The organism is Streptomyces sp. NPDC052036 (assembly GCF_040680495.1).
Classification (GTDB): Bacteria; Actinomycetota; Actinomycetes; order Streptomycetales; family Streptomycetaceae; genus Streptomyces.
In genome coordinates this window covers 213,884-235,834 of the sequence record NZ_JBFAWW010000003.1, presented here as the reverse complement: position 1 = coordinate 235,834, position 21,951 = coordinate 213,884, and the positions used below count along the sequence as shown (strand labels likewise).

The window sequence follows — 21,951 nt, the reverse complement described above, 5'->3', positions numbered from 1 at the left end:
TCGGCCCGGGGACAATGAGGTGGGGTAACCATGAACGCGCCGTACGACGGTGACCGCGGCCAGGGCGCCGTGGGCGGCTCGGGCCACCCCGAGGGCCCGCCGCCGCACGAGCCCGGCCAGGTGCCGCCGCACTCCCAGGCGGACATGTACCTCCAGGACGTCTACCGGCAGGACCCCTACCGGGGGCAGGACCTCTCCGCCCAGGATCCGGTCACCGAGGCCCTCTACGACCGCGCCGCGCACCCTCCGCCGCCCCCGGGCACCTACCAGCCGCAGCAGCCGCTCTACGGGCAGCCGCCGACGCCGCAGTACACCCCGGACCCCCAGGTGTGGGCCCAGCCGCCCGCGCCCGAGCCGGCGGGCCCGACGCAGTACCTGCCCTACGGCGACGACCCCCGCACGACCCAGTACGTGGGCGTCGACGACCTGGTCATCCAGGCCGGCGAGGAACGCCACGAGCCGGACGCCTTCGCCCACCTCCTCCGCGACCAGCAGCAGGGCGGCGGACAGCCGTACCCGCAGCAGCCGTCCGTGCCCGCCCCCGCTCCGGGCCAGGACCTCGGGGGCCGCTTCCAGCAGCCCGTCCACGCCTCCGCGCAGGCCGGGGCGTACGCGCCCGCGCCCGGACCGGCCGCCGAGGCGGCTCCGACGGCCGCATCGGCCCCCGCCGTGTCCGAGCTCCCCGCCAAGAAGGGCGGGCGCGCCTCGGGCCTGCTGAAGTCCAGCGCCGTGATGGCGGCGGGCACGATGGTCTCCCGGCTCACCGGGTTCATCCGCTCCGCGATGATCGTCTCCGCGCTGGGCGTCGGCATGCTCGGCGACACCTTCCAGGTCGCCTACCAGCTCCCGACGATGATCTACATCCTCACCGTCGGCGGCGGCCTGAACTCCGTCTTCGTGCCGCAGCTCGTCCGCGCGATGAAAGAGGACGAGGACGGCGGCGAGGCCTACGCCAACCGTCTCCTCACGCTGGTGATGGTGGCCCTCGGCCTCCTGACAGCTCTTGCGATGCTCGCCGCGCCGCTGCTGGTCCGGGTGCTGTCGAACGCGGTCGCGACCAACCCGCAGGCCGACGGCGTCGCCATCACCTTCACCCGCTACTTCCTGCCCTCGATCTTCTTCATGGGCATCCACGTGGTGATGGGGCAGGTCCTCAACGCCCGTGGAAAGTTCGGCGCGATGATGTGGACGCCCGTCCTGAACAACATCGTCATCATCGTGACGCTGGGCATGTTCCTGTGGGTCTACGGCAGCGCCGCGCACTCCGGGATGACGGTGGACAACATCCCGCCGGAGGGTCAGCGGCTCCTCGGCATGGGCGTTCTGCTCGGTCTCGTCGTACAGGCCCTCGCCATGATCCCCTATCTGCGCGAGACCGGGTTCCGGCTGCGACTGCGCTTCGACTGGAAGGGCCACGGCCTGGGCAAGGCCGCCATGCTCGCCAAGTGGACCGTCCTCTTCGTCCTGGCGAACCAGGCGGGCGCCCTGGTCGTCAGCCAGTTGTCCACCGCCGCGGGCGAGCACGCCGGCAAGAAGTTCCCCGGCACCGGCTTCGCCGCCTACGCCAACGCCCAGCTGATCTGGGGCCTCCCGCAGGCCATCATCACCGTCTCCCTGATGGCCGCCCTGCTGCCCCGCATCTCGCGCTCCGCAGCCGAGGGCGACGGCGGTGCCGTACGGGACGACATCTCCCAGGGCCTGCGCACGACGGCCGTCGCGATCGTGCCGATCGCCTTCGGGTTCGTGGCGCTCGGCATCCCGATGTGCACCCTGATCTTCGGCTCCTCCGGCATCGGCTCCGCGACCAACATGGGCTACATGCTGATGGCCTTCGCCCTCGGCCTGATCCCCTATTCGGTGCAGTACGTGGTGCTCCGCGCCTTCTATGCATACGAGGACACCCGCACCCCCTTCTACAACACGGTCATCGTGGCCGCCGTGAACGCCGGCGCCTCGGCCGCCTGCTACGTCCTGCTCCCGGCCCGCTGGGCCGTGGTCGGCATGGCGGCCTCCTACGGCCTCGCGTACGCGATCGGTGTCGGAGTCGCCTGGGCCCGGCTGCGCAAGCGGCTGGGCGGCGACCTGGACGGCGCCCGGGTGCTGCGGACGTACGCGCGGCTCGGGATCGCCTCGGTGCCTGCCGTTCTGCTGAGCGGGGCGGCCTGCTACGAAATCGGCCACACGCTGGGCCAGGGCGTCGGCGGTTCGCTCGTCGCCCTGATCGGCGGTGGTGCCCTTCTTCTCGGTGTCTTCTACGTGGCCGCACGCAAGATGCGCATCGAGGAGCTCAACTCAATGGTCGGCATGGTCCGCGGGCGCCTGGGGCGCTGAGTCGGGGGTACGCGCACAACCATCGTGCGTCGCTGTGTGTCGTGCATAGCGCCGGACTGTGGGCACAATTGGTTTCTGCGTCGGACAACGCGCAACGGATGGGGAGGCAGGAACGACGGTGGCGGAACGGAGCACGGCTGCCGTCGACGTGGCAGACAACAGCGGTGACGAGCCGCTGACCGCCAAGGCGGACCAGTCCACGTCCGACGGGGTGGCCCATATGCGGAAGCGGGAAACGGACGGCGACGAGTCGCCGGGGGGCGGCGGGACCGAGCATCCCGAAAAGGCCTCACCCCCCGAGCTGCACAGCGGCCACAAACTCGCCAGACGCTACCGACTCGAGGAATGTCTCACCCGACTGGACGGCTTCAGCAGCTGGCGTGCGGTGGACGAGAAACTCCGCCGCGCCGTCGGTGTGCATGTCCTGCCGTCGGACCACCCACGGGCCCGTTCCGTGCTGGCCGCGGCCCGCTCGTCCGCGCTGCTCGGCGACCCCCGCTTTGTGCAGGTCCTGGACGCCGTCGAGGAGAACGACCTCGTCTACGTCGTGCACGAGTGGCTGCCCGACGCCACCGAGCTGACCACGCTGCTGGCGTCGGGGCCGCTAGAGGCCCATGACGCCTACCAGATGGTCACCCATGTCTCCCAGGCGATGGCCGCCGCGCATCGCGAGGGACTCTCCCATCTGCGCCTGAACCCGGGCACCGTGCTGCGCACCTCCTCCGGCCAGTGGCGCATCCGGGGCCTCGCGGTGAACGCCGCCCTGCGCGGCTTCTCCTCCGACACCCCCCAGCGCACCGACACGGAGGCCCTCGGCGCACTCCTGTACGCCGCCCTCACCCAGCGCTGGCCCTACGAGGACGACGCCTTCGGCCTGTCGGGGCTGCCCAAGGGCGTCGGCCTGATCGCTCCCGACCAGGTGCGCGCCGGCGTCCACCGTGGGCTGTCCGAGCTCTCCATGCGGGCGCTGGCCAACAACGGCGCCACCGCCTCCCGCCATGAGTCCCCGTGCACCACGCCCGAGGAGCTGGCGAAGGCGATCGGTGAGATGCCCCGCATCCGCCCCCCGGAGCCCGCGTTCACCGCACCGCCGGAGTACCAGCGCACGACGTACCAGCAGGGCACGTACGGCCGCCCGTCGGCCCGCCCCGGCGTCACCCAGCCCGTAGCGGCCCCGCCGGCCCCGCTGCAGAGCCGAACCGGCAAGGTCCTCAAGTGGGTCGTGTCCGCGCTGCTGATCGCTGCGCTCGGGCTGGGGAGCTGGCAGCTGGCCGAGGTTCTGATGGACCAGGGCGGCAAGTCCAACGACACCCATCCGACGCAGACGAACGACGGGAACGACAAGAACGGCGGCAAGACCAAGCCCGGCACGCCGCTCAAGATCCAGGGCGCCCAGGAGTTCGTCGCCAGCGGTGACCCCCAGGCACCCGACGACGTCGCGAAGACGTACGACGGTGACCGGTCCACTTTCTGGCGGACCAAGCGCTACAACGCCGGTCCGAAGTTGGCGCCGTACAAGCCCGGCGTCGGCATCGTCTACGACCTGGGCTCCGCGAAGGAGATCTCGACCGCGTCGATAGGACTCCGGTACGGCGGGGACCACACAACGGTCCATCTCTACGCCGCGGACTCGCTGACGCCGTCGACCGGAGTCGACACGATGAAGGAGATCGGAACCGCGACGACGAGCGGGACCTCTCTCACGGTGAAGGCGGCGAAGTCGATGAAGACGCAGTATGTGCTGCTGTGGATCACTGATGTGCCAAAGGCGCCCAGCGACGGCTACAGCGGCGCCGGCTACAAGCAGGCCATCACCGACGTGACGTTCGCGAGCTGAGCACACCGAGGGGGAGGGGGTCCGGTGGCGGACGAAGCCGCATACGGTGATGTAAGCGATCAGGACCTCCTCGCCCGTCATACAGGGGGCGATCCCGACGCCTTCGGGGAGCTGGTGCGGCGGCACCGCGACCGGCTGTGGGCCGTGGCCCTGCGGACGCTGGGGGACCGTGAGGAGGCCGCGGACGCCGTTCAGGACGCCCTTGTCTCCGCCTACCGGGCCGCCCATACCTTTCGCGGGCAGTCGGCCGTCACGACCTGGCTGCACCGGATCACGGTGAACGCCTGCCTGGACCGTGCCCGCAAGGCGGCGTCCAGAAAGACCTCGCCCGTCGATGACACGGAGCGGCTGGAACAGCTCCTGGAGCCCCACGAGTCGGCCTCCGCTCCGGCCGAACGCAACGATCTGCACCGCGAGCTGGTGGAAGCCCTGGGTACTCTCCCGGCCGACCAGCGGGCCGCCCTGGTCCTGGTGGACATGCAGGGATACCCGGTGGCGGAGGCCGCCCGCATTCTCGGTGTGCCGACCGGCACGGTGAAGAGCCGATGCGCCCGTGGCAGAGCCAGACTGCTGCCGCTGCTCACCCATCTACGGACCGAGAGCAGCGGCCAGGACGGCAAGAAGTCGGGCGGCGGGCGGAACCGGACGCAGGGGGCGTCCGTCCCACCCGCAGCGGGTCCACGTGACACCGGGTCGAGCGATTCAGCTGCTGTGAAGGGCGGAGGTGGGCGAGCGTGACATCCACGACCGGCACGGCCGAGCATCCGGACGTCGAAGAGCTCTCCGACCTCAGTGAAGGTCTCCTTGAGCCGTCCCGTACCGCGGACATACGGCGGCATCTGGAGGACTGCGGTCTCTGCGCCGATGTGTATGACTCCCTTGAGGAGATCCGCGGTCTCCTGGGCACACTGCCGGTACCGCAGCAAATGCCGGACGATGTGGCGAGCCGCATCGACGCCGCCCTTGCCGCGGAGGCCCGGCCAGGGGCGACCACGTCCGGCACCACGGAAACTCCCTCCACGAGGTCGGCCGTCCCGCATGTTTCACGTGAAACATCGCCCCCCTCCCCGACCGACCGGCCCTCAGGCCACGGCCGCGCGGCCACGGGACCCGGCCGTGCACAGCGCGCAGGCCGCGGCGGCCGCAGGGCCGTCGCTCTGGGAGCCGTCTTCACGACCGCGGCCCTCGGCCTGGGCGCCCTGTTGGTGCACACCCTGGGCGCCAGCGACACGGGCAAAACCCCGAGCAGGACCGCAGAGCAGCACACCGACGCGGCCCACACCTACGCCGGAGGCACCCTGGAGAAGCAGGTGACCGACCTTCTCGCCGGACAGAAAGCAGGCGGGGGCCGGGCCGGTAGCAGCAAGCCTTGGGGAGTCGAGTCCGAAGGAGACACCACGGGGCCCTCGGGCATGCAGCCCAACAGGACCTTCCAGGACACCACCGGAAGTGTGCCGGGCTGCGTCGAACAGGCCATCCACACCGGCCAGCCTGTGCTCGCCTCCGACAAGGGTGTGTACCGGGGAACCCTCGTCTATCTGCTCGTCACCCCCGACGCTTCCGACCCCACCAAGGTCACGGCCTATGTTGTCGATGCGGCCTGTGCGAAGAAGGCATCGGTCACGCCCGGCACGGTGCTGCTGACCCGCTCGTACGAACGCCCCTGAGAGCTCCCGCGTCAGACGGACCCTGCCCGGCTTCCGGTTGGCATCTGTGTGCGGTGCAGGGTACTGCGTGTGCCCGGACACACCGGGAATGCGCGCCCCTTAGGATCCGTTGGGTGGGGTGAGAGTACTGAGAGATGCTCCCACCGGCAGAAGCAGCAGCAGTCTCCAGAGACGAGGAATCAAGCCGTGAGCGACGTCCGTAACGTGATCATCATCGGCTCCGGGCCCGCCGGCTACACGGCGGCGCTCTACACCGCCCGCGCTTCGCTGAAGCCGCTGGTGTTCGAGGGCGCCGTCACCGCGGGCGGTGCCCTGATGAACACGACCGAGGTGGAGAACTTCCCCGGCTTCCAGGACGGCATCATGGGCCCCGAGCTCATGGACAACATGCGCGCACAGGCCGAGCGCTTCGGTGCCGAACTGATTCCGGACGATGTCGTCTCTGTCGACCTCAGCGGTGAGATCAAGACGGTCACGGACACTGCCGGCACGGTCCACAAGGCGAAGGCCGTCATCGTCACCACCGGCTCCCAGCACCGCAAGCTGGGTCTGCCGAACGAGGACGCCCTCTCCGGCCGCGGTGTCTCCTGGTGCGCCACCTGTGACGGGTTCTTCTTCAAGGACCAGGACATCGCCGTGATCGGCGGCGGCGACACCGCGATGGAGGAAGCCACCTTCCTGTCGCGCTTCGCCAAGTCGGTCACGATCGTCCACCGCCGTGACACCCTGCGTGCCTCCAAGGCGATGCAGGACCGTGCGTTCGCCGACCCGAAGATCAAGTTCGTCTGGGACAGCGAGGTCGCCGAGATCAAGGGCAGCCCGAAGCTGGAGAGCCTGACACTGCGCAACCTGAAGACCGGAGAGCTGTCGGAGCTGCCGGTGACCGGTCTGTTCATCGCGATCGGACACGACCCGCGTACCGAGCTCTTCAAGGGGCAGCTGGACCTCGACGAGGAGGGCTACCTGAAGGTGGACGCCCCCTCGACCCGGACCAACCTGACGGGTGTCTTCGGCGCCGGTGACGTCGTCGACCACACCTACCGTCAGGCGATCACCGCGGCCGGCACCGGCTGCTCCGCCGCCCTCGACGCCGAGCGCTTCCTCGCCGCTCTCGCAGACAGCGAGCAGCAGGCGGAGCCCGAGAAGACCACCGTCTGACCCTCTCCCCGCCCCACCGCACCACCGAGTTAAGGAGCCCACTGTGGCCGGCACCCTGAAGAACGTGACCGACGACTCTTTTGAGCAGGACGTGCTCAAGAGCGACAAGCCCGTCCTGGTGGACTTCTGGGCCGCTTGGTGCGGCCCGTGCCGCCAGATCGCGCCCTCGCTGGAGGCGATCGCCTCCGAGTACGGCGACAAGATCGAGATCGTCAAGCTCAACATCGACGAGAACCCGGCCACGGCGGCCAAGTACGGCGTCATGTCGATCCCGACTCTGAACGTCTACCAGGGTGGCGAGGTCGCCAAGACCATCGTCGGTGCCAAGCCGAAGGCTGCGATCGTTCGCGACCTTGAGGACTTCATCGCCGAGAAGTGAGCGACGCCGCCGCCGAGCCGAAGCGGTGATGTTTCACGTGAAACACGAATGGGCCAGCCCGCCAGGGCTGGCCCATTCGCATGAGCGGCCCCTCACAGCGGCCGCAGCGCAGGCTCCTTCTGTACGGCTCCCAGAAGCCGGTCCAGTGCCATCTCGACGTCTTCCTTCCAGGAGAGCGTCGAGCGCAGCTCCAGCCGCAGTCGGGGGTATGTGGGGTGCGGGCGTACCGTCTTGAAGCCCACAGCCAGAAGGTGGTCGGCGGGAAGGAGACACGCCGGCTCCTTCCAGCGGGCGTCACCGAAGGCCTCGATCGCTCTGAAGCCACGGCGGAGCAGATCCTTGGCCACCGTCTGGACCATGACACGTCCGAGCCCCTGGCCCTGGTACCCCGGCATGATGAAGGCGGTCATCAACTGGACCGCGTCCGGTGAGACCGGACTCGTGGGGAACGCCGTGGAGCGCGGAACATAGGCAGGCGGCGCGTACAGGACGAAGCCCACCGGAACATCGTCGACATAGATCACCCGGCCGCAGGAACCCCAGTCCAGCAGAACGGCGGAGATCCACGCCTCTTTCTCCAGCCCGGAGGTTCCGGCCTTTACCGCTGCCTCACCACTGACGGGGTCCAACTCCCAGAAGACACACGCGCGACAGCGCTTGGGAAGGTCCGGAAGGTTGTCCAGCGTGAGCGGTACGAGCCGACGCCCCATGAAGGCAGTTCCTCGCTTCCTTCGCCCGCAGCGCCACGGGCGGCTGTCAGAGCACTCCGCTCCCTGAGCAGGCTGCCGACGAACCCGCCGACCGCACCCAGGCTCAAGCCTGCGGTCACCAGTCCGGCACGGCTCATGACTCGCATGGCCCCCGCCTCCCCACTGAAGGTACCGTCAGGTGGATGCGCCATACCTGATCGCATCGTATCCATGATGCGATTCCCTCGATACCGCCTGAAAGCAAAGAGCGGGCCGTGTTCCGGTACACACCGGACACAGCCCGCCTTCTCTCCAGGGACCGATCGTCCCCGGCCGACGTCTCCAGCCGACGCCCCGGGAGACTTAGTCCTCCGGCTCCTCCATGTCGTCGTCCACCAGGCTCCGCTCAAGGACCGGTCCCTCACCCGGCGCAAGGCTGCTCAGGATCCGCTCGAGATCGTCCATCGAAGCGAACTCGACGGTGATCTTTCCCTTCTTCTGACCGAGGTCGACCTTCACCCGGGTCTCGAAACGATCCGAGAGCCGGCTCGCCAGGTCGCTCAGCGCGGGCGAGACACGAGCACCGGCGCGGGGCCCCTTGGACCGCGGAGCGCTCTGCGGCCGGGACCCCATGAGCGTGACGATCTCCTCGACGGCCCGCACGGACAGCCCTTCGGCCACGATGCGGTGAGCCAGCCGGTCCTGCTCCTCCGAATCCTCCACGGACAACAGGGCCCGGGCATGTCCGGCGGACAGCACCCCGGCGGCCACCCGCCGCTGCACAGCTGGCGACAGCTTCAACAGCCTCAGTGTGTTGGACACCTGCGGCCGCGACCGGCCGATGCGGTCGGCCAGTTGGTCGTGGGTGCAGTTGAAGTCCTTGAGGAGCTGGTCGTAGGCGGCGGCCTCTTCCAGCGGATTCAGCTGAGCCCGGTGCAGGTTCTCCAGAAGGGCGTCCAGGAGAAGCTTCTCGTCGTCCGTGGCCCGCACGATCGCCGGGATGGCCTCCAGACCGGCCTCACGGCAGGCCCGCCAGCGCCGCTCGCCCATGATGAGCTCATAGCGCGAGGACGACAGCTGCCGCACCACGATGGGCTGGAGCAGCCCGACCTCCTTGATGGAGGTGACGAGCTCGGCGAGCGCGTCCTCGTCGAACACCTCACGGGGCTGCCGGGGGTTCGGCGTGATCGAGTCGAGCGGCAGCTCGGCGAAGTGAGCACCCAGCGGAGGCGCGACGGTCTCCGTGGTGCCGAGCGTCGACTCCTCGGTTTCATGTGAAACAGACGGAAGCGTGGCCACTTTCGCGGCCGCCACTCCTCGGTCCGTGGTCAGTGCGGGCCCCGCCCCGGGCGCGAGGGACGGACCGCCGCCCGCCGCAGCCGGGGCCGCCACCTTCTCCCCTGTCGGGGCGGCAGGGATCAGTGCGCCGAGACCACGGCCCAACCCCCTCCGTCGCTCGCTCACTGGATCCCCTCCACCATGCTCTGTTCCGTCTGGACGCCCATGGGGGCGTGCTGCGCGTCATAGCTGACGCCGACACCCTTGAGCGCGATTTCGCGTGCCGCCTCAAGATACGAGAGAGCGCCACTCGAACCTGGATCGTAGGTCAGCACCGTCTGTCCGTAACTCGGCGCCTCCGAGATACGGACCGAGCGGGGAATGCTCGTCCTCAGCACCTCGTCGCCGAAGTGGCTGCGCACCTCTTCCGCGACCTGGGACGCAAGGCGCGTCCGGCCGTCGTACATGGTGAGCAGAATGGTCGACACATGCAGGGCGGGGTTGAGGTGTCCCCGCACCAGGTCGACATTGCGCAGCAACTGCCCCAGACCCTCCAGTGCGTAGTACTCGCACTGGATCGGGATGAGGACCTCCTGCCCCGCGACCAACGCGTTGACCGTCAAGAGGCCGAGTGAGGGCGGGCAGTCGATGAGGATGTAGTCCAGCGGCTGCTCATAGGCCTGGATCGCCCGCTCCAGCCGGCTCTCCCGTGCCACGAGAGACACCAGCTCGATCTCCGCACCGGCGAGATCGATGGTGGCGGGGGCGCAGAAGAGGCCCTCGACATCGGGAACGGGCTGGACCACCTCAGCGAGAGGCTTGCTCTCGACCAACACGTCATAGATGGATGGAACTTCGGCGTGATGGTCGATCCCCAGCGCAGTGGACGCATTGCCCTGAGGGTCGAGGTCGATCACCAGGACACGACCACCGTGGAGCGCAAGCGACGCGGCGAGGTTGACCGTCGTCGTGGTCTTACCCACCCCACCCTTCTGGTTGGCGACCACGATGACCCGGGTCTGCTCGGGTCGTGGCAGCCCCTCACCGGCGCGCCCCAGTGCCTCCACCGCCAGTTGGGCAGCACGACCGATGGGAGTGTCGTCCATCGGGGGCGGTGTTTCACGTGAAACATCCTCCCCCATCGACTCGGTACGGGGACCGGGGACCGGATCGGTCATCGGTCCCGCGATATTGGCGTCGGACCGCAAGGATTCACTCTCCTCGACTACAGGCTCGCAATGAACAGAGCCTCCCATGCCTTCGGGGTCGTGAACCAGTGAGGTCTGGTCTTCTGTGGAGAAATCCACCTCTGTGGACAACTCCGTGCCCTTCACGGGGGACGAAGCCCTCGAGGTGGACACCCCTCCGAGGGCTCCGAGCGGTTTACGGTCGCGGGGTTCGGCCGCAGCCCGGCCGCGACTGATGATGCCGTGTAGCAGTGAGCGACGTTTCACGTGAAACACGATGCACAGCGGCCCTGACCGGATCTCCGCGACACTCCGAGATGCGTAGAAGGGGCAGCTTGTGTGGAGTACGACGGCTCATCGAGAATGCGCGCCCGATCAGCGACGCCGACGCGTCCGCCCCGTCCGTGCCGCCTTCGCGCGCTTGGCCGCGAAGCGCACGCCGCCGGGGCTCTCCCCCACCTCCACACGCACCACGGTCGACAGCGGCTCCACGATGCCCTCGCCGACATGGAGGATGGACGTCTCCACGGCACCGAGCTTCGCCAGGGCGGTGGCGGCGCTCTTCAGCTCCTCCTCCGCGGTGTCACCCTTCAGGGCGAGCATCTCCCCGTAGGGGCGCAGCAAGGGGATGCCCCAGGTGGCCAGGCGGTCCAGCGGAGCCACGGCCCGGGCGGTGACCACATGGACCGGCTGGATCGTGCCCATGACCTCCTCGGCGCGGCCGCGGACAACGGTCACATGGTCCAGTCCCAGCAGCTCGACGACCTCGCTGAGGAAATTGGTGCGCCGCAGCAACGGCTCCAGCAGCGTGATCTTCAGGTCGTCTCGGACGAGCGCGAGGGGAATGCCGGGCAGTCCGGCACCGGAGCCCACATCGCACACGGTCACCCCGTCGGGCACGACCTCAGAGAGCACGGCGCAGTTCAGCAGATGGCGCTCCCACAGCCGGGGCACTTCCCTCGGGCCGATGAGACCGCGCTGCACACCTGCTTCCGCGAGCAGTTCCGCATAGCGGACCGCGTCCGCGAAGCGATCGCCGAACACCTCGCGCGCCTGCTCCGGCGCAGGGGGAAGCGCTGCTGCCTCCGTCACGGGGACCGTCCTTCCGTACCGCACGAGCGCACTGAGCGCAGACCACCAGAACTATCAGGGACTGCCGGCTGCCGGGCACACAACCGCCAGGAACTACCAGGCTGACAAAGTTCGGCCCCGCCTGCTCAACAGACGGGGCCGGAGAAAGCTGCGAACCGATTTCAGGCGGGCAGCACGACAACGAAGCGCTGCGGCTCCTCGCCCTCGGACTCGCTGCGCAGGCCCGCGGCCTTGACCGCGTCATGGACGACCTTGCGCTCAAAGGGCGTCATCGGCTTGAGCTTCACGGGCTCGCCGGAACTCTTGACCTCGGCCACCGCCTTGGCGCCGAGTTCCGAGAGCTCCGCACGCTTCTTGGCCCGGTAGCCGGCGACGTCCAGCATCAGCCGGCTGCGGTCGCCGGTCTCCCGGTGCACGGCCAGGCGCGTGAGCTCCTGGAGTGCCTCCAGCACCTCGCCGTCACGGCCGACCAGCTTCTGCAGGTCCCGGCTGGCCGTGTCACTGATGATCGAGACGGACGCGCGGTCGGCCTCGACGTCCATGTCGATGTCGCCGTCGAGATCGGCGATGTCCAGCAGACCCTCGAGGTAGTCCGCCGCGATCTCGCCCTCCTGCTCCAGGCGGGTCAGGGTGTCTGCACCCTCGGCAGCCGCGGAGGTGGTGCCTTCCGTCACGGGATGGACTCCTTCTTACTTCTTGGACGGGGACTTGGGCCGCTGCGGCCCCTTGCGCTGGCCGGACTGAGCCCTGCTGCGGGAACCGGAGCTGGGCCCCGACTTCTTGGCGGCGTCGTCCGGCTTGGTGTCCTGCGGCTCGTCGGACTTGGTCAGCGACGGCGACGAGGACGACTCCTCGGAATCATCCGCCGGCTTGGGCGCACCGGACTGACGCTGGGACTTGCTCTGCCGCTTGGGCTGCTGGCGCTTGGGGGCCCCGGCGCTCGACGTACCGTCCTCGACGGTGGCGACGGCCACGGCCTCGCTCGTCGCCACGGTGCCGTCGGCCTGGGCCGCGAGGCCCGCCTTGCTCAGACCGTTGATGAACTTGCGCTCGAACTCGTTGCGCTCACGGCCCTTGGCGACGATCGCCTTGACGATGGCCTTCTCGCTCCGCCTGCGGATCTTGCCGTGGTGCGTGACGTGCTTGGTCAGACGCTCCAGGTAGGCGGCCTGGGCCTTGGAACCCGGGGTCGGGTTGTTGTGGATGACGTACATCTGCTGGCCCATGGTCCACACGTTGGTGGTCAGCCAGTAGACGAGGACACCGACCGGGAAGTTGATACCGAAGACGGCGAACATGACCGGGAAGACGTACATCAGCATCTTCTGCTGCTGCATGAACGGCGTCTTCACCGTGGTGTCGACGTTCTTCGTCATCAGCTGGCGCTGCGTGTAGAACTGCGACGCCGACATCAGGACGATCATGACCGCGGTGACGACCCGCACGTCGGTCAGCGAAGCGCCGAGCGCGGAAACCTTGTCCGCACCGTCGGTGAACTTCGCTGCCAGGGGGGCACCGACGATGTGCGCATGACGAGCGCTGGCCAGCAGCGGCTCGTTGATGACGCCGATCGTCTTGCCCGTCGCGATGCCGTTGAGCACGTGGTAGAGGGCGAAGAAGAACGGGGACTGCGCCAAGATGGGAAGGCACGAGGAGAGCGGGTTGGTACCCGACTCCTTGTACAGCTTCATCATCTCTTCGGACTGGCGCTGCTTGTCGTTCTTGTAGCGCTCCTGGATCTTCTTCATCTCGGGCTGCAGTGTCTGCATCGCCCGAGTCGCCTTGATCTGCTTCACGAAGAGCGGGACCAGGCAGATTCGGATCAGAATCACCAGGGACACGATGGACAGGCCCCAGGCCCAGCCTGTGTCAGCGCCGAAGATCGCGCCGTACACCGTGTGGAACTGGACGATGACCCAGGAGACGGGTGTCGTGATGAAGCTGAAGAAGCTGGCAATCGTGTCCACTAATCATGCTCCTTGGGCATGGGACGGGGTCTCTGCGGCCGGGCTTGAGAGGAGATCCCCCTCGGTGGCCGGTTCGGCGGCGGAGGGCCCGCCCTTGCGTGCGCGCCACGCGTCGCGCAGCATTTCGTGCCACCGCGGGCGCTTGCGCGGCGGGACATGGTCCACCCCGCCGAGCGACCACGGATTGCACCGCAGGATGCGCCAGGCGGTCAGTGCCGTTCCCTTGATCGCACCGTGCCGGTCGATGGCTGTGTAGCCGTAGTGAGAACACGAGGGGTAGTACTTGCACACCGGCCCCAGCAGTGGACTGATCGTCCACTGATAGATCTTGATCAGGGCCAGCAGTGGGTACTTCATCGCGCGCCCCCTCCTCCCAGCAGCCGCTGAAGGGCGGCATCCAGGTCTCGGGCCAGCTGTGCAGGGTCAGCGTCACCCGATCCGGGCAGCGCTCGTACGACTACCAGGCTACCGGGGGGCAACTGGGCCACTCGGTCACGCATGAGATGGCGAAGCCTGCGCTTCACCTTGTTGCGTATGACCGCTCCGCCCACGGCTTTGCTCACGACGAAACCCGCACGCGTCGGGGGAGCGCTCTCCCCAGGCGCGTGCGGGTCCGTGGCACCGCTACGAAGGTGGACGACGAGAAGCGGGCGTCCAGCCCGGCGTCCTCGGCGTACCGCGGTCGCGAAGTCCTCGCGCCGCCTCAGCCGATGCTCGGTAGGCAGCACGTCATGACCTGTACGCGATCAGGCGGACAGACGGGCGCGACCCTTGCTACGGCGGGACGCCAGGATGGCGCGGCCGGCACGGGTGCGCATACGCAGCCGGAAGCCGTGGGTCTTCGCGCGACGACGGTTGTTCGGCTGGAAGGTGCGCTTGCTCACTCGGGGGCTCCAGTAATGATTCGGTGGTTGGCGGGGTGTCGCCTGGCTGTCACCGTGCGCCCACGAGTAGCTCGCTTACGCCCGAGTGCACCGCTTCCCGATCACCGGCGTGTTCCCTGGTCGGAACACTGGTACGTGATCTGTGCCCATCGGAGGCAGGCGGCAGCAGCCATCGACAACTCGACCTGGTTACGGTACGCGGGCCCGCGCCGTCCGGTCAAACCAGCGAGCCATGAGAGACACTTGTCCACAGGCTGGGGACAACAACTTGAACCACGCCGGTCGCCCTGACTACCGTGACTGGACTCCGATTCGTTCCCTTGTCGCCTGCCCAGCTGTTTCGTCCCGGGCCCGACCCGCCCGACCTGTATTCCGACCTTCCCGCGACCTCATGTGCGTGGGACCTGTGAGAGAGCGTGCCCTGTGGCTGACGTACCTGCCGATCTTGCCGCAGTGTGGCCGCGCGTTCTTGAGCAGCTCCTCGGTGAGGGGCGAGGGCCGGGGGTCGAGGCGAAGGACGAGCATTGGATCCGGCGCTGCCAGCCGTTGGCGCTGGTCGCCGACACCGCCCTGCTCGCGGTGCCGAACGAGTTCGCGAAGGGTGTCCTGGAAGGCCGGCTGGCGCCGATCGTCAGCGACACGCTCAGCCGTGAGTGCGGCCGCCCCATCCGCATCGCGATCACCGTCGACGACTCCGCGGGCGAGCCCCCGGCACCCGCTCCGCCCGCACAGCCGCGCTACGAGGAGCCCGAGCTCCCCGGCCGCGACGCCTACGACGGCCCGAGCGGCTACGAGGGATACGGCCGCCACCGCGCGGACGACCACCGAGCGGGCCGGGCCGACCAGCTGCCCACCGCCCCCGCGGACCAGCGCCAGGCCGCCCGCCCGGACCAGCACCCGCACACCCGTGCCGACCAGCTCCCGCACGCCCGTCCCGCGTATCCGGGGGAGTACCAGCGCCCCGAACCGGGTGCCTGGCCGCGCTCGTCGCAGGACGACTACGGCTGGCAGCAGCAGCGTCTCGGCTTTCCCGAGCGCGACCCGTACGCGACACCGGCGCCCGACTACCGCACGCAGTCGCTGGAGCGCTCGCCGTACGAGCAGCAGCGCCCGGACTACGAGAGCGCGCGCTCCGACTTCGACCAGCCGCGCCCCGACCGGCGCGAGCTGCCGGAGCCGCCCGTCGGCGGCGGCCATGCGCACCGGGGCGGCCCGGGGCTGCCCACCACCGGCGCCCCCGGCCCGCTGGCCGCGCAGCCCGCGCCCGCGACCGGACCGGGCGAGCCCACCGCGCGGCTCAACCCGAAGTACCTCTTCGACACGTTCGTCATCGGCGCCTCGAACCGGTTCGCGCACGCGGCCGCGGTCGCCGTCGCCGAGGCACCGGCGAAGGCGTACAACCCCCTCTTCATCTACGGCGAGTCGGGCCTCGGCAAAACGCACCTGCTGCATGCCATCGGCCACTACGCGCGCAGCCTCTACCCGGGCACCCGCGTGCGGTACGTGAGCTCCGAGGAGTTCACCAACGAGTTCATCAACTCGATCCGCGACGGCAAGGCGGACGCGTTCCGCAAGCGCTACCGCGACATGGACATCCTGCTGGTCGACGACATCCAGTTCCTGGCGCAGAAGGAGTCGACGCAGGAGGAGTTCTTCCACACCTTCAACACGCTCCACAACGCCAACAAGCAGATCGTGCTGTCCTCGGACCGACCGCCCAAACAGCTGGTCACCCTGGAGGACCGGCTGCGCAACCGCTTCGAGTGGGGACTGATCACCGACGTCCAGCCGCCCGAGCTGGAGACGCGTATCGCGATCCTGCGCAAGAAGGCGGTGCAGGAGCAGCTCAACGCGCCGCCGGAGGTGCTGGAGTTCATCGCCTCCCGCATCTCGCGGAACATCCGGGAGCTGGAGGGCGCGCTGATCCGGGTGACGGCGTTCGCGTCGCTCAACCGTCAGCCCGTGGACCTCGGTCTGACAGAGATCGTGCTGAAGGACCTGATCCCGGGCGGCGAGGACGCGGCCCCCGAGATCACCGCGACGGCCATCATGGCCGCCACCGCCGACTACTTCGGCCTGACGGTGGAGGACCTGTGCGGCACCTCGCGCGGCCGCGCCCTGGTGACCGCCCGGCAGATCGCGATGTATCTGTGCCGTGAGCTGACGGATCTGTCGCTGCCGAAGATCGGCGCCCAGTTCGGGGGCCGCGACCACACGACGGTGATGCACGCCGACCGCAAGATCCGCGCGCTGATGGCCGAGCGGCGTTCCATCTACAACCAGGTCACCGAGCTGACCAACCGCATCAAGAACGGCTGACGGCCGCACCCGCGGACACCGCGGAGGGCGCCCCCGGGAATCGTCCCCAGGGGCGCCCTCCGCCGTTCCCGGGCACGCTGCGGGGGACCCGGCCGGACGCCTCCGGGCGCCCTCTCGTGCCGTCCTGAGGCCCCCCGCGTCCGCCCGCTTCCACGGAACCGGCCCCCTTCAGGGGCAGCACGTCGGCAACCTGCTGTTCGAATACCTGCCGGGTTACGGCCACTCTCCACAGATTCGGCGACTTTCTTCCGTCCACATGCTGGGGACTGCCGAGTTGTCCAGATCGCATCCACAGGCCGACCTGTCGAAAGAACATCCGTCCAGGTCAGCCACCTGTGGATTCGTGGACGAACGATCTCCACAGCCTGTGGAGGAAACGAAGATCCACAGGCTGTGCACGGAGTTGTCCACCGACGGCCCACAGGCTGTGGCCGGTTGTCCCCAGTGTTCACCAGCTTCTCCACATGCCTGTCCACTGTTCGGCAACGAGACGCGGGTCCTCACCGGACGGAGTGAAAGGCGTCACACCAAGGTGCCTGGTTGGCCTGTGGGAAAGGTGGGTAAAGCTGGGGACGGCACTGGGGAGAAGTGCCCCTCGGCTGTGCACGGGGTGTGCAGAACTTTCCGTTCTCCACAGAGACCCCGGGTTGTCCACCGCCTCCACCCACAGGGTCCGTGGACAAAATATCGCCGCTGAGCTGGGCAAACGCGGTTATCCACGGTTTCCACAGGCCCTACTACTACCCCTACTCAGAGAGTCCGGGGAATTCGTCTGGAAGCGGGTCCTGTGCACAACTCGCCCTCCGGCCGCCGACCGCCCCTCGTCACGACTTGACCCCGAGCGGCACCGACTGTCAGCGGTGTGCGTCAGACTGGTCCCCGGTGTCCTTCCCGTCACAGGGGCTCTCGACACCGAGTCAGACGAGAAGGCCAGCAGGGCGAGAACGCCGGCAACAGCAGGAGGCGGCTTACGGTGAAGATCCGGGTGGAACGCGACGTACTCGCGGAGGCAGTTGCCTGGGCGGCGCGCAGCCTCCCGGCCCGTCCGCCGGCGCCTGTCCTCGCCGGCCTGCTGCTGAAGGCCGAGGACGGTCAGCTGAGCCTCTCCAGCTTCGACTACGAGGTCTCCGCACGGGTGTCGGTGGAGGCCGAGGTCGAGGAGGAGGGCACGGTCCTCGTGTCCGGCCGTCTTCTCGCCGACATCTCCCGCGCCCTCCCCAACCGTCCGGTGGAGATCTCCACAGACGGTGTACGGGCGACGGTGGTGTGCGGCACCTCCCGGTTCACCCTCCACACCCTCCCTGTGGAGGAGTACCCGGCGCTGCCCCAGATGCCGAACGCGACGGGCACGGTCCCGGGCGAGGTCTTCGCCTCCGCCGTCCAGCAGGTCGCCATCGCCGCCGGCCGCGACGACACCCTGCCCGTCCTCACCGGTGTCCGCATCGAGATCGAGGGCGACACGGTCACGCTGGCCTCCACCGACCGCTACCGCTTCGCGGTCCGCGAGTTCCTGTGGAAGCCGGAGAACCCGGACGCGTCCGCGGTCGCCCTGGTGCCCGCCAAGACCCTCCTGGACACGGCCAAGGCGCTGACCAGCGGTGACTCCGTGATCCTGGCGCTGTCGGGCTCGGGTGCGGGCGAGGGCCTGATCGGTTTCGAGGGCGCCGGCCGGCGTACGACGACCCGCCTGCTGGAGGGCGACCTCCCGAAGTACCGCACGCTGTTCCCGACGGAGTTCAACTCGGTCGCCACCATCGAGACCGCCCCCTTCGTGGAGGCCGTCAAGCGCGTCGCCCTGGTCGCCGAGCGCAACACCCCGGTGCGGCTCAGCTTCGAGCAGGGCGTGCTGATCCTGGAGGCCGGCTCCAGCGACGACGCACAGGCTGTGGAAAGGGTCGACGCCCAGCTGGAGGGCGACGACATCTCGATCGCCTTCAACCCGACCTTCCTGCTGGACGGTCTGAGCGCCATCGACTCCCCGGTGGCCCAGCTGTCCTTCACGACGTCCACGAAGCCCGCGCTGCTCGGCGGCAAACCGGCTGTGGACGCCGAGGCGGACGACGCGTACAAGTACCTGATCATGCCGGTGCGGCTCAGCGGCTGACGGCTGTCCACAGGATGCCCCGGGCCCGGTGGATCACCGGGCCCGGCGGGCAAAGCCGCAGGTGAGAGGGGCTACGCATGAGCGCGTGGGCCCACAGGTGTGCATGAGGACCCGGGTTTAGGCTCGGACACAGGTACGAAAGTGCCCTCATGCCACATCGCAACCTAAGGAACAACTGATGGAGCTCGGTCTCGTCGGCCTCGGCAAGATGGGCGGCAACATGCGCGAGCGGATCCGCCGCGCAGGCCACACCGTCATCGGATACGACCGCAACCCGGACCTCGCCGACGTCCACAGCCTCGAAGAGCTTGTGGACAAGCTGCAGGCCCCGCGGGTGGTGTGGGTGATGGTCCCGGCCGGCGCCCCGACCCAGTCCACGATCGACGAGCTGGCCAAGCTGCTGGAGCCCGGAGACGTCGTCGTGGACGGCGGCAACTCCCGCTGGACGGACGACGAGAAGCACGCCGAGGAACTCGCGGCCAAGGACATCGGCTTCGTCGACTGCGGTGTCTCCGGCGGCGTCTGGGGCCTGGAGAACGGCTACGCGCTGATGTACGGCGGCGACGCCCGGAACGTCGCCAAGGTGCAGCCGATCTTCGACGCCCTCAAGCCCGAGGGCGCCTTCGGAGCGGTGCACGCGGGCAAGGTCGGCGCGGGCCACTTCGCGAAGATGGTCCACAACGGCATCGAGTACGCGATGATGCAGGCCTACGCCGAGGGCTGGGAGCTGCTGGAGAAGGTCGACTCCGTGGAGAACGTCCGCGAGGTCTTCCGCTCCTGGCAGGAGGGCACGGTGATCCGTTCCTGGCTGCTGGACCTCGCGGTCAACGCCCTCGACGAGGACGAGCACCTGGACAGGCTGCGCGGCTGGGCGGCTGACTCCGGCGAGGGCCGCTGGACCGTGGAGGCGGCCATCGACAACGCGGTGCCGCTGCCGGCGATCACGGCGTCGCTGTTCGCGCGCTTCAGCTCGCGGCAGGACGACTCGCCGCAGATGAAGATGATCGCGGCGCTGCGGAACCAGTTCGGCGGCCACGCGGTCGAGAAGAAGTGATCCACAGGACCGCCCGGCGGTCCGCGAACCCCTGAGGGAGGTCGGCGAACGACCATGCACGTCACGCATCTGTCGCTGGCCGACTTCCGCTCGTACGCCCGGGTCGAGGTCCCGCTCGACCCGGGCGTCACCGCCTTCGTCGGACCCAACGGCCAGGGCAAGACCAACCTCGTGGAAGCGGTCGGCTACCTCGCCACCCTCGGCAGCCACCGGGTCTCCTCCGACGCGCCCCTGGTCCGGATGGGCGCCGAGCGCGCGATCATCCGGGCGCAGGTCCGGCAGGGCGACCGGCAGCAGCTGGTCGAACTGGAGCTGAACCCCGGCAGGGCGAATCGCGCCCGCATCAACAGGTCCTCGCAGGTCAGACCGCGTGACGTGCTCGGCATCGTGCGCAGCGTGCTGTTCGCGCCCGAGGACCTCGCGCTGGTCAAGGGCGACCCTGGCGAGCGGCGCCGCTTCCTGGACGAGCTGATCACCGCGCGCTCCCCGCGCATGGTGGGCGTCCGCTCCGACTACGACCGGGTCCTCAAGCAGCGCAACACCCTCCTCAAGTCGGCCGCGCTGGCCCGCCGCCACGGCGGACGCACGGGGGCGGATCTGTCCACCCTCGACGTCTGGGACCAGCACCTCGCGCGCGCCGGCGCGGAGCTGCTCGCCCAGCGCCTCGACCTGATCGCCGCGCTCCAGCCGCTCGCCGACAAGGCGTACGAGCAGCTGGCACCCGGCGGCGGCCCGCTCGCCCTGGAGTACAAGCCGTCCGCGCCCGGCGAGGCCCACACCCGCGAGGCCCTCTACGAGCAGCTGATGGCCGCGCTCGCCGACGCCCGCAAGCAGGAGATCGAGCGCGGCGTCACCCTGGTGGGACCCCACCGCGACGATCTGCTCCTCAAACTCGGTCAGCTGCCCGCCAAGGGGTACGCGTCCCACGGCGAGTCCTGGTCCTACGCGCTGGCGCTGCGCCTGGCGTCGTACGACCTCCTCCGCGCGGAGGGCCCCGAGCCGGTGCTCGTCCTCGACGACGTCTTCGCCGAGTTGGACACCCGCCGCCGCGAGCGCCTGGCCGAACTGGTAGTGCCCGGTGAGCAGGTCCTGGTGACCGCCGCGGTCGACGACGACGTACCGGACGTACTGACGGGGACGCGGTACGCCGTGTCCGACGGCACCGTGGAGCGCGCATGAGCACCGACGAACCCGCACCGAAGAAGTCTCCCGAGCTGTCGGGCGTGGACCTCGCGCGTGTGGCGCTCCGGGCGGCCAAGGAACAGGCACGCGCGCGGGGGGACGCGGCACAGCAGAAGAAGCAGGCGCGACGCGGTGGCCTGCGCTCCGGCGCGCGCACCGATCGCCGCGACCCCATGGCGCTGGGGGCGGCCATCAACCGGCTGATCACCGAGCGCGGCTGGGAGACCCCGGCCGCGGTGGGCGGTGTGATGGGCCGCTGGCCGCAGATCGTCGGCGAGGACCTCGCCAAGCACTGCGTCCCGCAGCGGTACGACGAGGACGAGCGCGTCCTGACGGTGGGCTGCGACTCCACGGCCTGGGCCACGCAGCTGCGGCTGCTGGCCCCCCAGCTGGTCGCGCGGCTGAACGAGGACCTCGGGCACGGCACGGTCCGGTTGATCAAGGTCCATGGCCCCGGCGGCCCCGCCCGCCGCTTCGGCCCGCTGCGCGCCCCGGGGAGCACCGGCCCCGGTGACACCTACGGGTGACCGACATCACGTCGGGCCGCCGGACGCATGCGCCGGCGGCCCTTTCGCTGTGCCCGCACGCGGTTGCGAACACCCACCGGACTCCGACGTTGCCAAGGGTTGACAGCCGGAAGCGCTGAGTGCCTCGTAGAGCCTCTTGGAGCCCCGTTCCGCATATGGGGAGTCGGGCGAGACCGGTTGAGGGCGGCACATGCGGATCCAGGTACCGGCAAACCCCCATCACTGTCGGCGCTACCGGTAGACTGGGAGACAATCCCGCCCCGATCGTGGGGACCGTCCGGGTAACGCTGAGCAAC

20 protein-coding genes are annotated in these 21,951 nt (G+C 69.1%); 11 read left to right on the top strand and 9 right to left on the bottom strand.

All coding sequences use genetic code 11. From position 1 onward, the window contains the following. Positions 1–30: 30 nt before the first annotated feature. The 6 genes from murJ to trxA all read left to right on the top strand — a co-directional run bounded on the left by murJ (position 31) and on the right by trxA (position 7,372). On the top strand, positions 31–2,331 hold the full coding sequence (gene murJ / locus AB0L95_RS07385; protein WP_365158320.1) for a murein biosynthesis integral membrane protein MurJ: 2,301 nt from the start codon (positions 31–33) through the stop codon (positions 2,329–2,331). Positions 2,332–2,449: 118 nt separating this feature from the next. Then, positions 2,450–4,168 carry a protein kinase family protein gene (locus tag AB0L95_RS07380; RefSeq protein ID WP_365158318.1) on the top strand — a complete coding sequence of 573 codons (1,719 nt, stop codon included), beginning with the start codon at positions 2,450–2,452 and terminating at the stop codon, positions 4,166–4,168. A gap of 24 nt (positions 4,169–4,192) precedes the next feature. Then, positions 4,193–4,906, top strand: coding sequence for an RNA polymerase sigma factor SigM (sigM, locus tag AB0L95_RS07375; RefSeq protein WP_365158315.1), 714 nt, complete (start codon positions 4,193–4,195; stop codon positions 4,904–4,906). Then, positions 4,903–5,835: a hypothetical protein gene (locus AB0L95_RS07370; protein ID WP_365158312.1), complete on the top strand. Its 933-nt coding sequence runs from the start codon at positions 4,903–4,905 to the stop codon at positions 5,833–5,835. The genes sigM and AB0L95_RS07370 overlap by 4 nt, the downstream gene beginning before the upstream one ends. A 186-nt stretch (positions 5,836–6,021) precedes the next feature. Beyond that, on the top strand, positions 6,022–6,993 hold the full coding sequence (trxB, locus tag AB0L95_RS07365; protein WP_355906678.1) for a thioredoxin-disulfide reductase: 972 nt from the start codon (positions 6,022–6,024) through the stop codon (positions 6,991–6,993). Between the two features lie 43 nt (positions 6,994–7,036). After that, complete coding sequence (trxA, locus tag AB0L95_RS07360; protein WP_355906675.1) at positions 7,037–7,372, top strand: thioredoxin; 336 nt, start codon at positions 7,037–7,039, stop codon at positions 7,370–7,372. 92 nt (positions 7,373–7,464) lie between these two features. On the opposite strand, the gene AB0L95_RS07355 is transcribed toward trxA, so the two are convergent. The 9 genes from AB0L95_RS07355 to rpmH form a co-directional block, all read right to left on the bottom strand. Then, entirely contained in the window at positions 7,465–8,082 is a 618-nt protein-coding gene (locus AB0L95_RS07355) for a GNAT family N-acetyltransferase (protein WP_365158307.1), read from the bottom strand. Positions 8,083–8,424: 342 nt separating this feature from the next. After that, positions 8,425–9,525 (bottom strand): ParB/RepB/Spo0J family partition protein, encoded by a 1,101-nt coding sequence (locus AB0L95_RS07350; protein WP_365158304.1) that lies wholly within the window; start codon positions 9,523–9,525, stop codon positions 8,425–8,427. Further along, entirely contained in the window at positions 9,522–10,595 is a 1,074-nt protein-coding gene (locus tag AB0L95_RS07345) for a ParA family protein (RefSeq protein WP_365158751.1), read from the bottom strand. Before AB0L95_RS07345 ends, AB0L95_RS07350 begins: the two co-directional genes overlap by 4 nt. Positions 10,596–10,901: 306 nt before the next feature. Then, a complete protein-coding gene (gene rsmG / locus AB0L95_RS07340; protein ID WP_365158301.1) occupies positions 10,902–11,618 on the bottom strand; it encodes a 16S rRNA (guanine(527)-N(7))-methyltransferase RsmG in 717 nt (238 codons plus the stop codon). 161 nt (positions 11,619–11,779) lie between these two features. Further along, on the bottom strand, positions 11,780–12,292 hold the full coding sequence (locus AB0L95_RS07335) for a R3H domain-containing nucleic acid-binding protein (protein WP_365158298.1): 513 nt from the start codon (positions 12,290–12,292) through the stop codon (positions 11,780–11,782). Between the two features lie 15 nt (positions 12,293–12,307). Beyond that, positions 12,308–13,585, bottom strand: a complete 1,278-nt coding sequence (gene yidC / locus AB0L95_RS07330) for a membrane protein insertase YidC (protein ID WP_365158295.1) — start codon at positions 13,583–13,585, stop codon at positions 12,308–12,310. 3 nt (positions 13,586–13,588) lie between these two features. Beyond that, the gene (yidD, locus tag AB0L95_RS07325; RefSeq protein ID WP_365158292.1) at positions 13,589–13,942 is read right to left on the bottom strand and encodes a membrane protein insertion efficiency factor YidD; all 354 of its coding nucleotides are present in this window, start codon (positions 13,940–13,942) and stop codon (positions 13,589–13,591) included. Beyond that, complete coding sequence (gene rnpA / locus AB0L95_RS07320) at positions 13,939–14,313, bottom strand: ribonuclease P protein component (protein ID WP_365158289.1); 375 nt, start codon at positions 14,311–14,313, stop codon at positions 13,939–13,941. Before rnpA ends, yidD begins: the two co-directional genes overlap by 4 nt. 18 nt (positions 14,314–14,331) lie before the next feature. Next, on the bottom strand, positions 14,332–14,469 hold the full coding sequence (rpmH, locus tag AB0L95_RS07315; RefSeq protein WP_003956500.1) for a 50S ribosomal protein L34: 138 nt from the start codon (positions 14,467–14,469) through the stop codon (positions 14,332–14,334). 423 nt (positions 14,470–14,892) lie between these two features. Here rpmH and dnaA point away from each other — a divergent pair, with 423 nt between their 5' ends. The 5 genes from dnaA to AB0L95_RS07290 all read left to right on the top strand — a co-directional run bounded on the left by dnaA (position 14,893) and on the right by AB0L95_RS07290 (position 21,655). After that, positions 14,893–16,788 (top strand): chromosomal replication initiator protein DnaA, encoded by a 1,896-nt coding sequence (gene dnaA, locus AB0L95_RS07310; protein WP_365158285.1) that lies wholly within the window; start codon positions 14,893–14,895, stop codon positions 16,786–16,788. A 973-nt stretch (positions 16,789–17,761) separates the two neighbouring features. Further along, on the top strand, positions 17,762–18,892 hold the full coding sequence (gene dnaN / locus AB0L95_RS07305) for a DNA polymerase III subunit beta (protein ID WP_365158282.1): 1,131 nt from the start codon (positions 17,762–17,764) through the stop codon (positions 18,890–18,892). Positions 18,893–19,070: 178 nt separating this feature from the next. Beyond that, positions 19,071–19,946 (top strand): phosphogluconate dehydrogenase (NAD(+)-dependent, decarboxylating), encoded by an 876-nt coding sequence (gene gnd / locus AB0L95_RS07300; RefSeq protein WP_365158279.1) that lies wholly within the window; start codon positions 19,071–19,073, stop codon positions 19,944–19,946. A gap of 54 nt (positions 19,947–20,000) precedes the next feature. Continuing rightward, complete coding sequence (recF, locus tag AB0L95_RS07295; RefSeq protein WP_365158276.1) at positions 20,001–21,125, top strand: DNA replication/repair protein RecF; 1,125 nt, start codon at positions 20,001–20,003, stop codon at positions 21,123–21,125. Then, positions 21,122–21,655 (top strand): DciA family protein, encoded by a 534-nt coding sequence (locus AB0L95_RS07290; protein ID WP_365158273.1) that lies wholly within the window; start codon positions 21,122–21,124, stop codon positions 21,653–21,655. The genes recF and AB0L95_RS07290 overlap by 4 nt, the downstream gene beginning before the upstream one ends. Positions 21,656–21,951: the final 296 nt, after the last annotated feature.

Coding starts and splice junctions, on each gene's coding strand:
- murJ (WP_365158320.1), top strand. CDS start 31: ATGAACGCGCCGTACGACGGTGACCGCGGCCAGGGCGCCGTGGGCGGC.
- AB0L95_RS07355 (WP_365158307.1), bottom strand. CDS start 8,082: ATGGGGCGTCGGCTCGTACCGCTCACGCTGGACAACCTTCCGGACCTT.
- AB0L95_RS07345 (WP_365158751.1), bottom strand. CDS start 10,595: ATGGGAGGCTCTGTTCATTGCGAGCCTGTAGTCGAGGAGAGTGAATCC.
- yidD (WP_365158292.1), bottom strand. CDS start 13,942: ATGAAGTACCCACTGCTGGCCCTGATCAAGATCTATCAGTGGACGATC.
- gnd (WP_365158279.1), top strand. CDS start 19,071: ATGGAGCTCGGTCTCGTCGGCCTCGGCAAGATGGGCGGCAACATGCGC.
- recF (WP_365158276.1), top strand. CDS start 20,001: ATGCACGTCACGCATCTGTCGCTGGCCGACTTCCGCTCGTACGCCCGG.
- AB0L95_RS07290 (WP_365158273.1), top strand. CDS start 21,122: ATGAGCACCGACGAACCCGCACCGAAGAAGTCTCCCGAGCTGTCGGGC.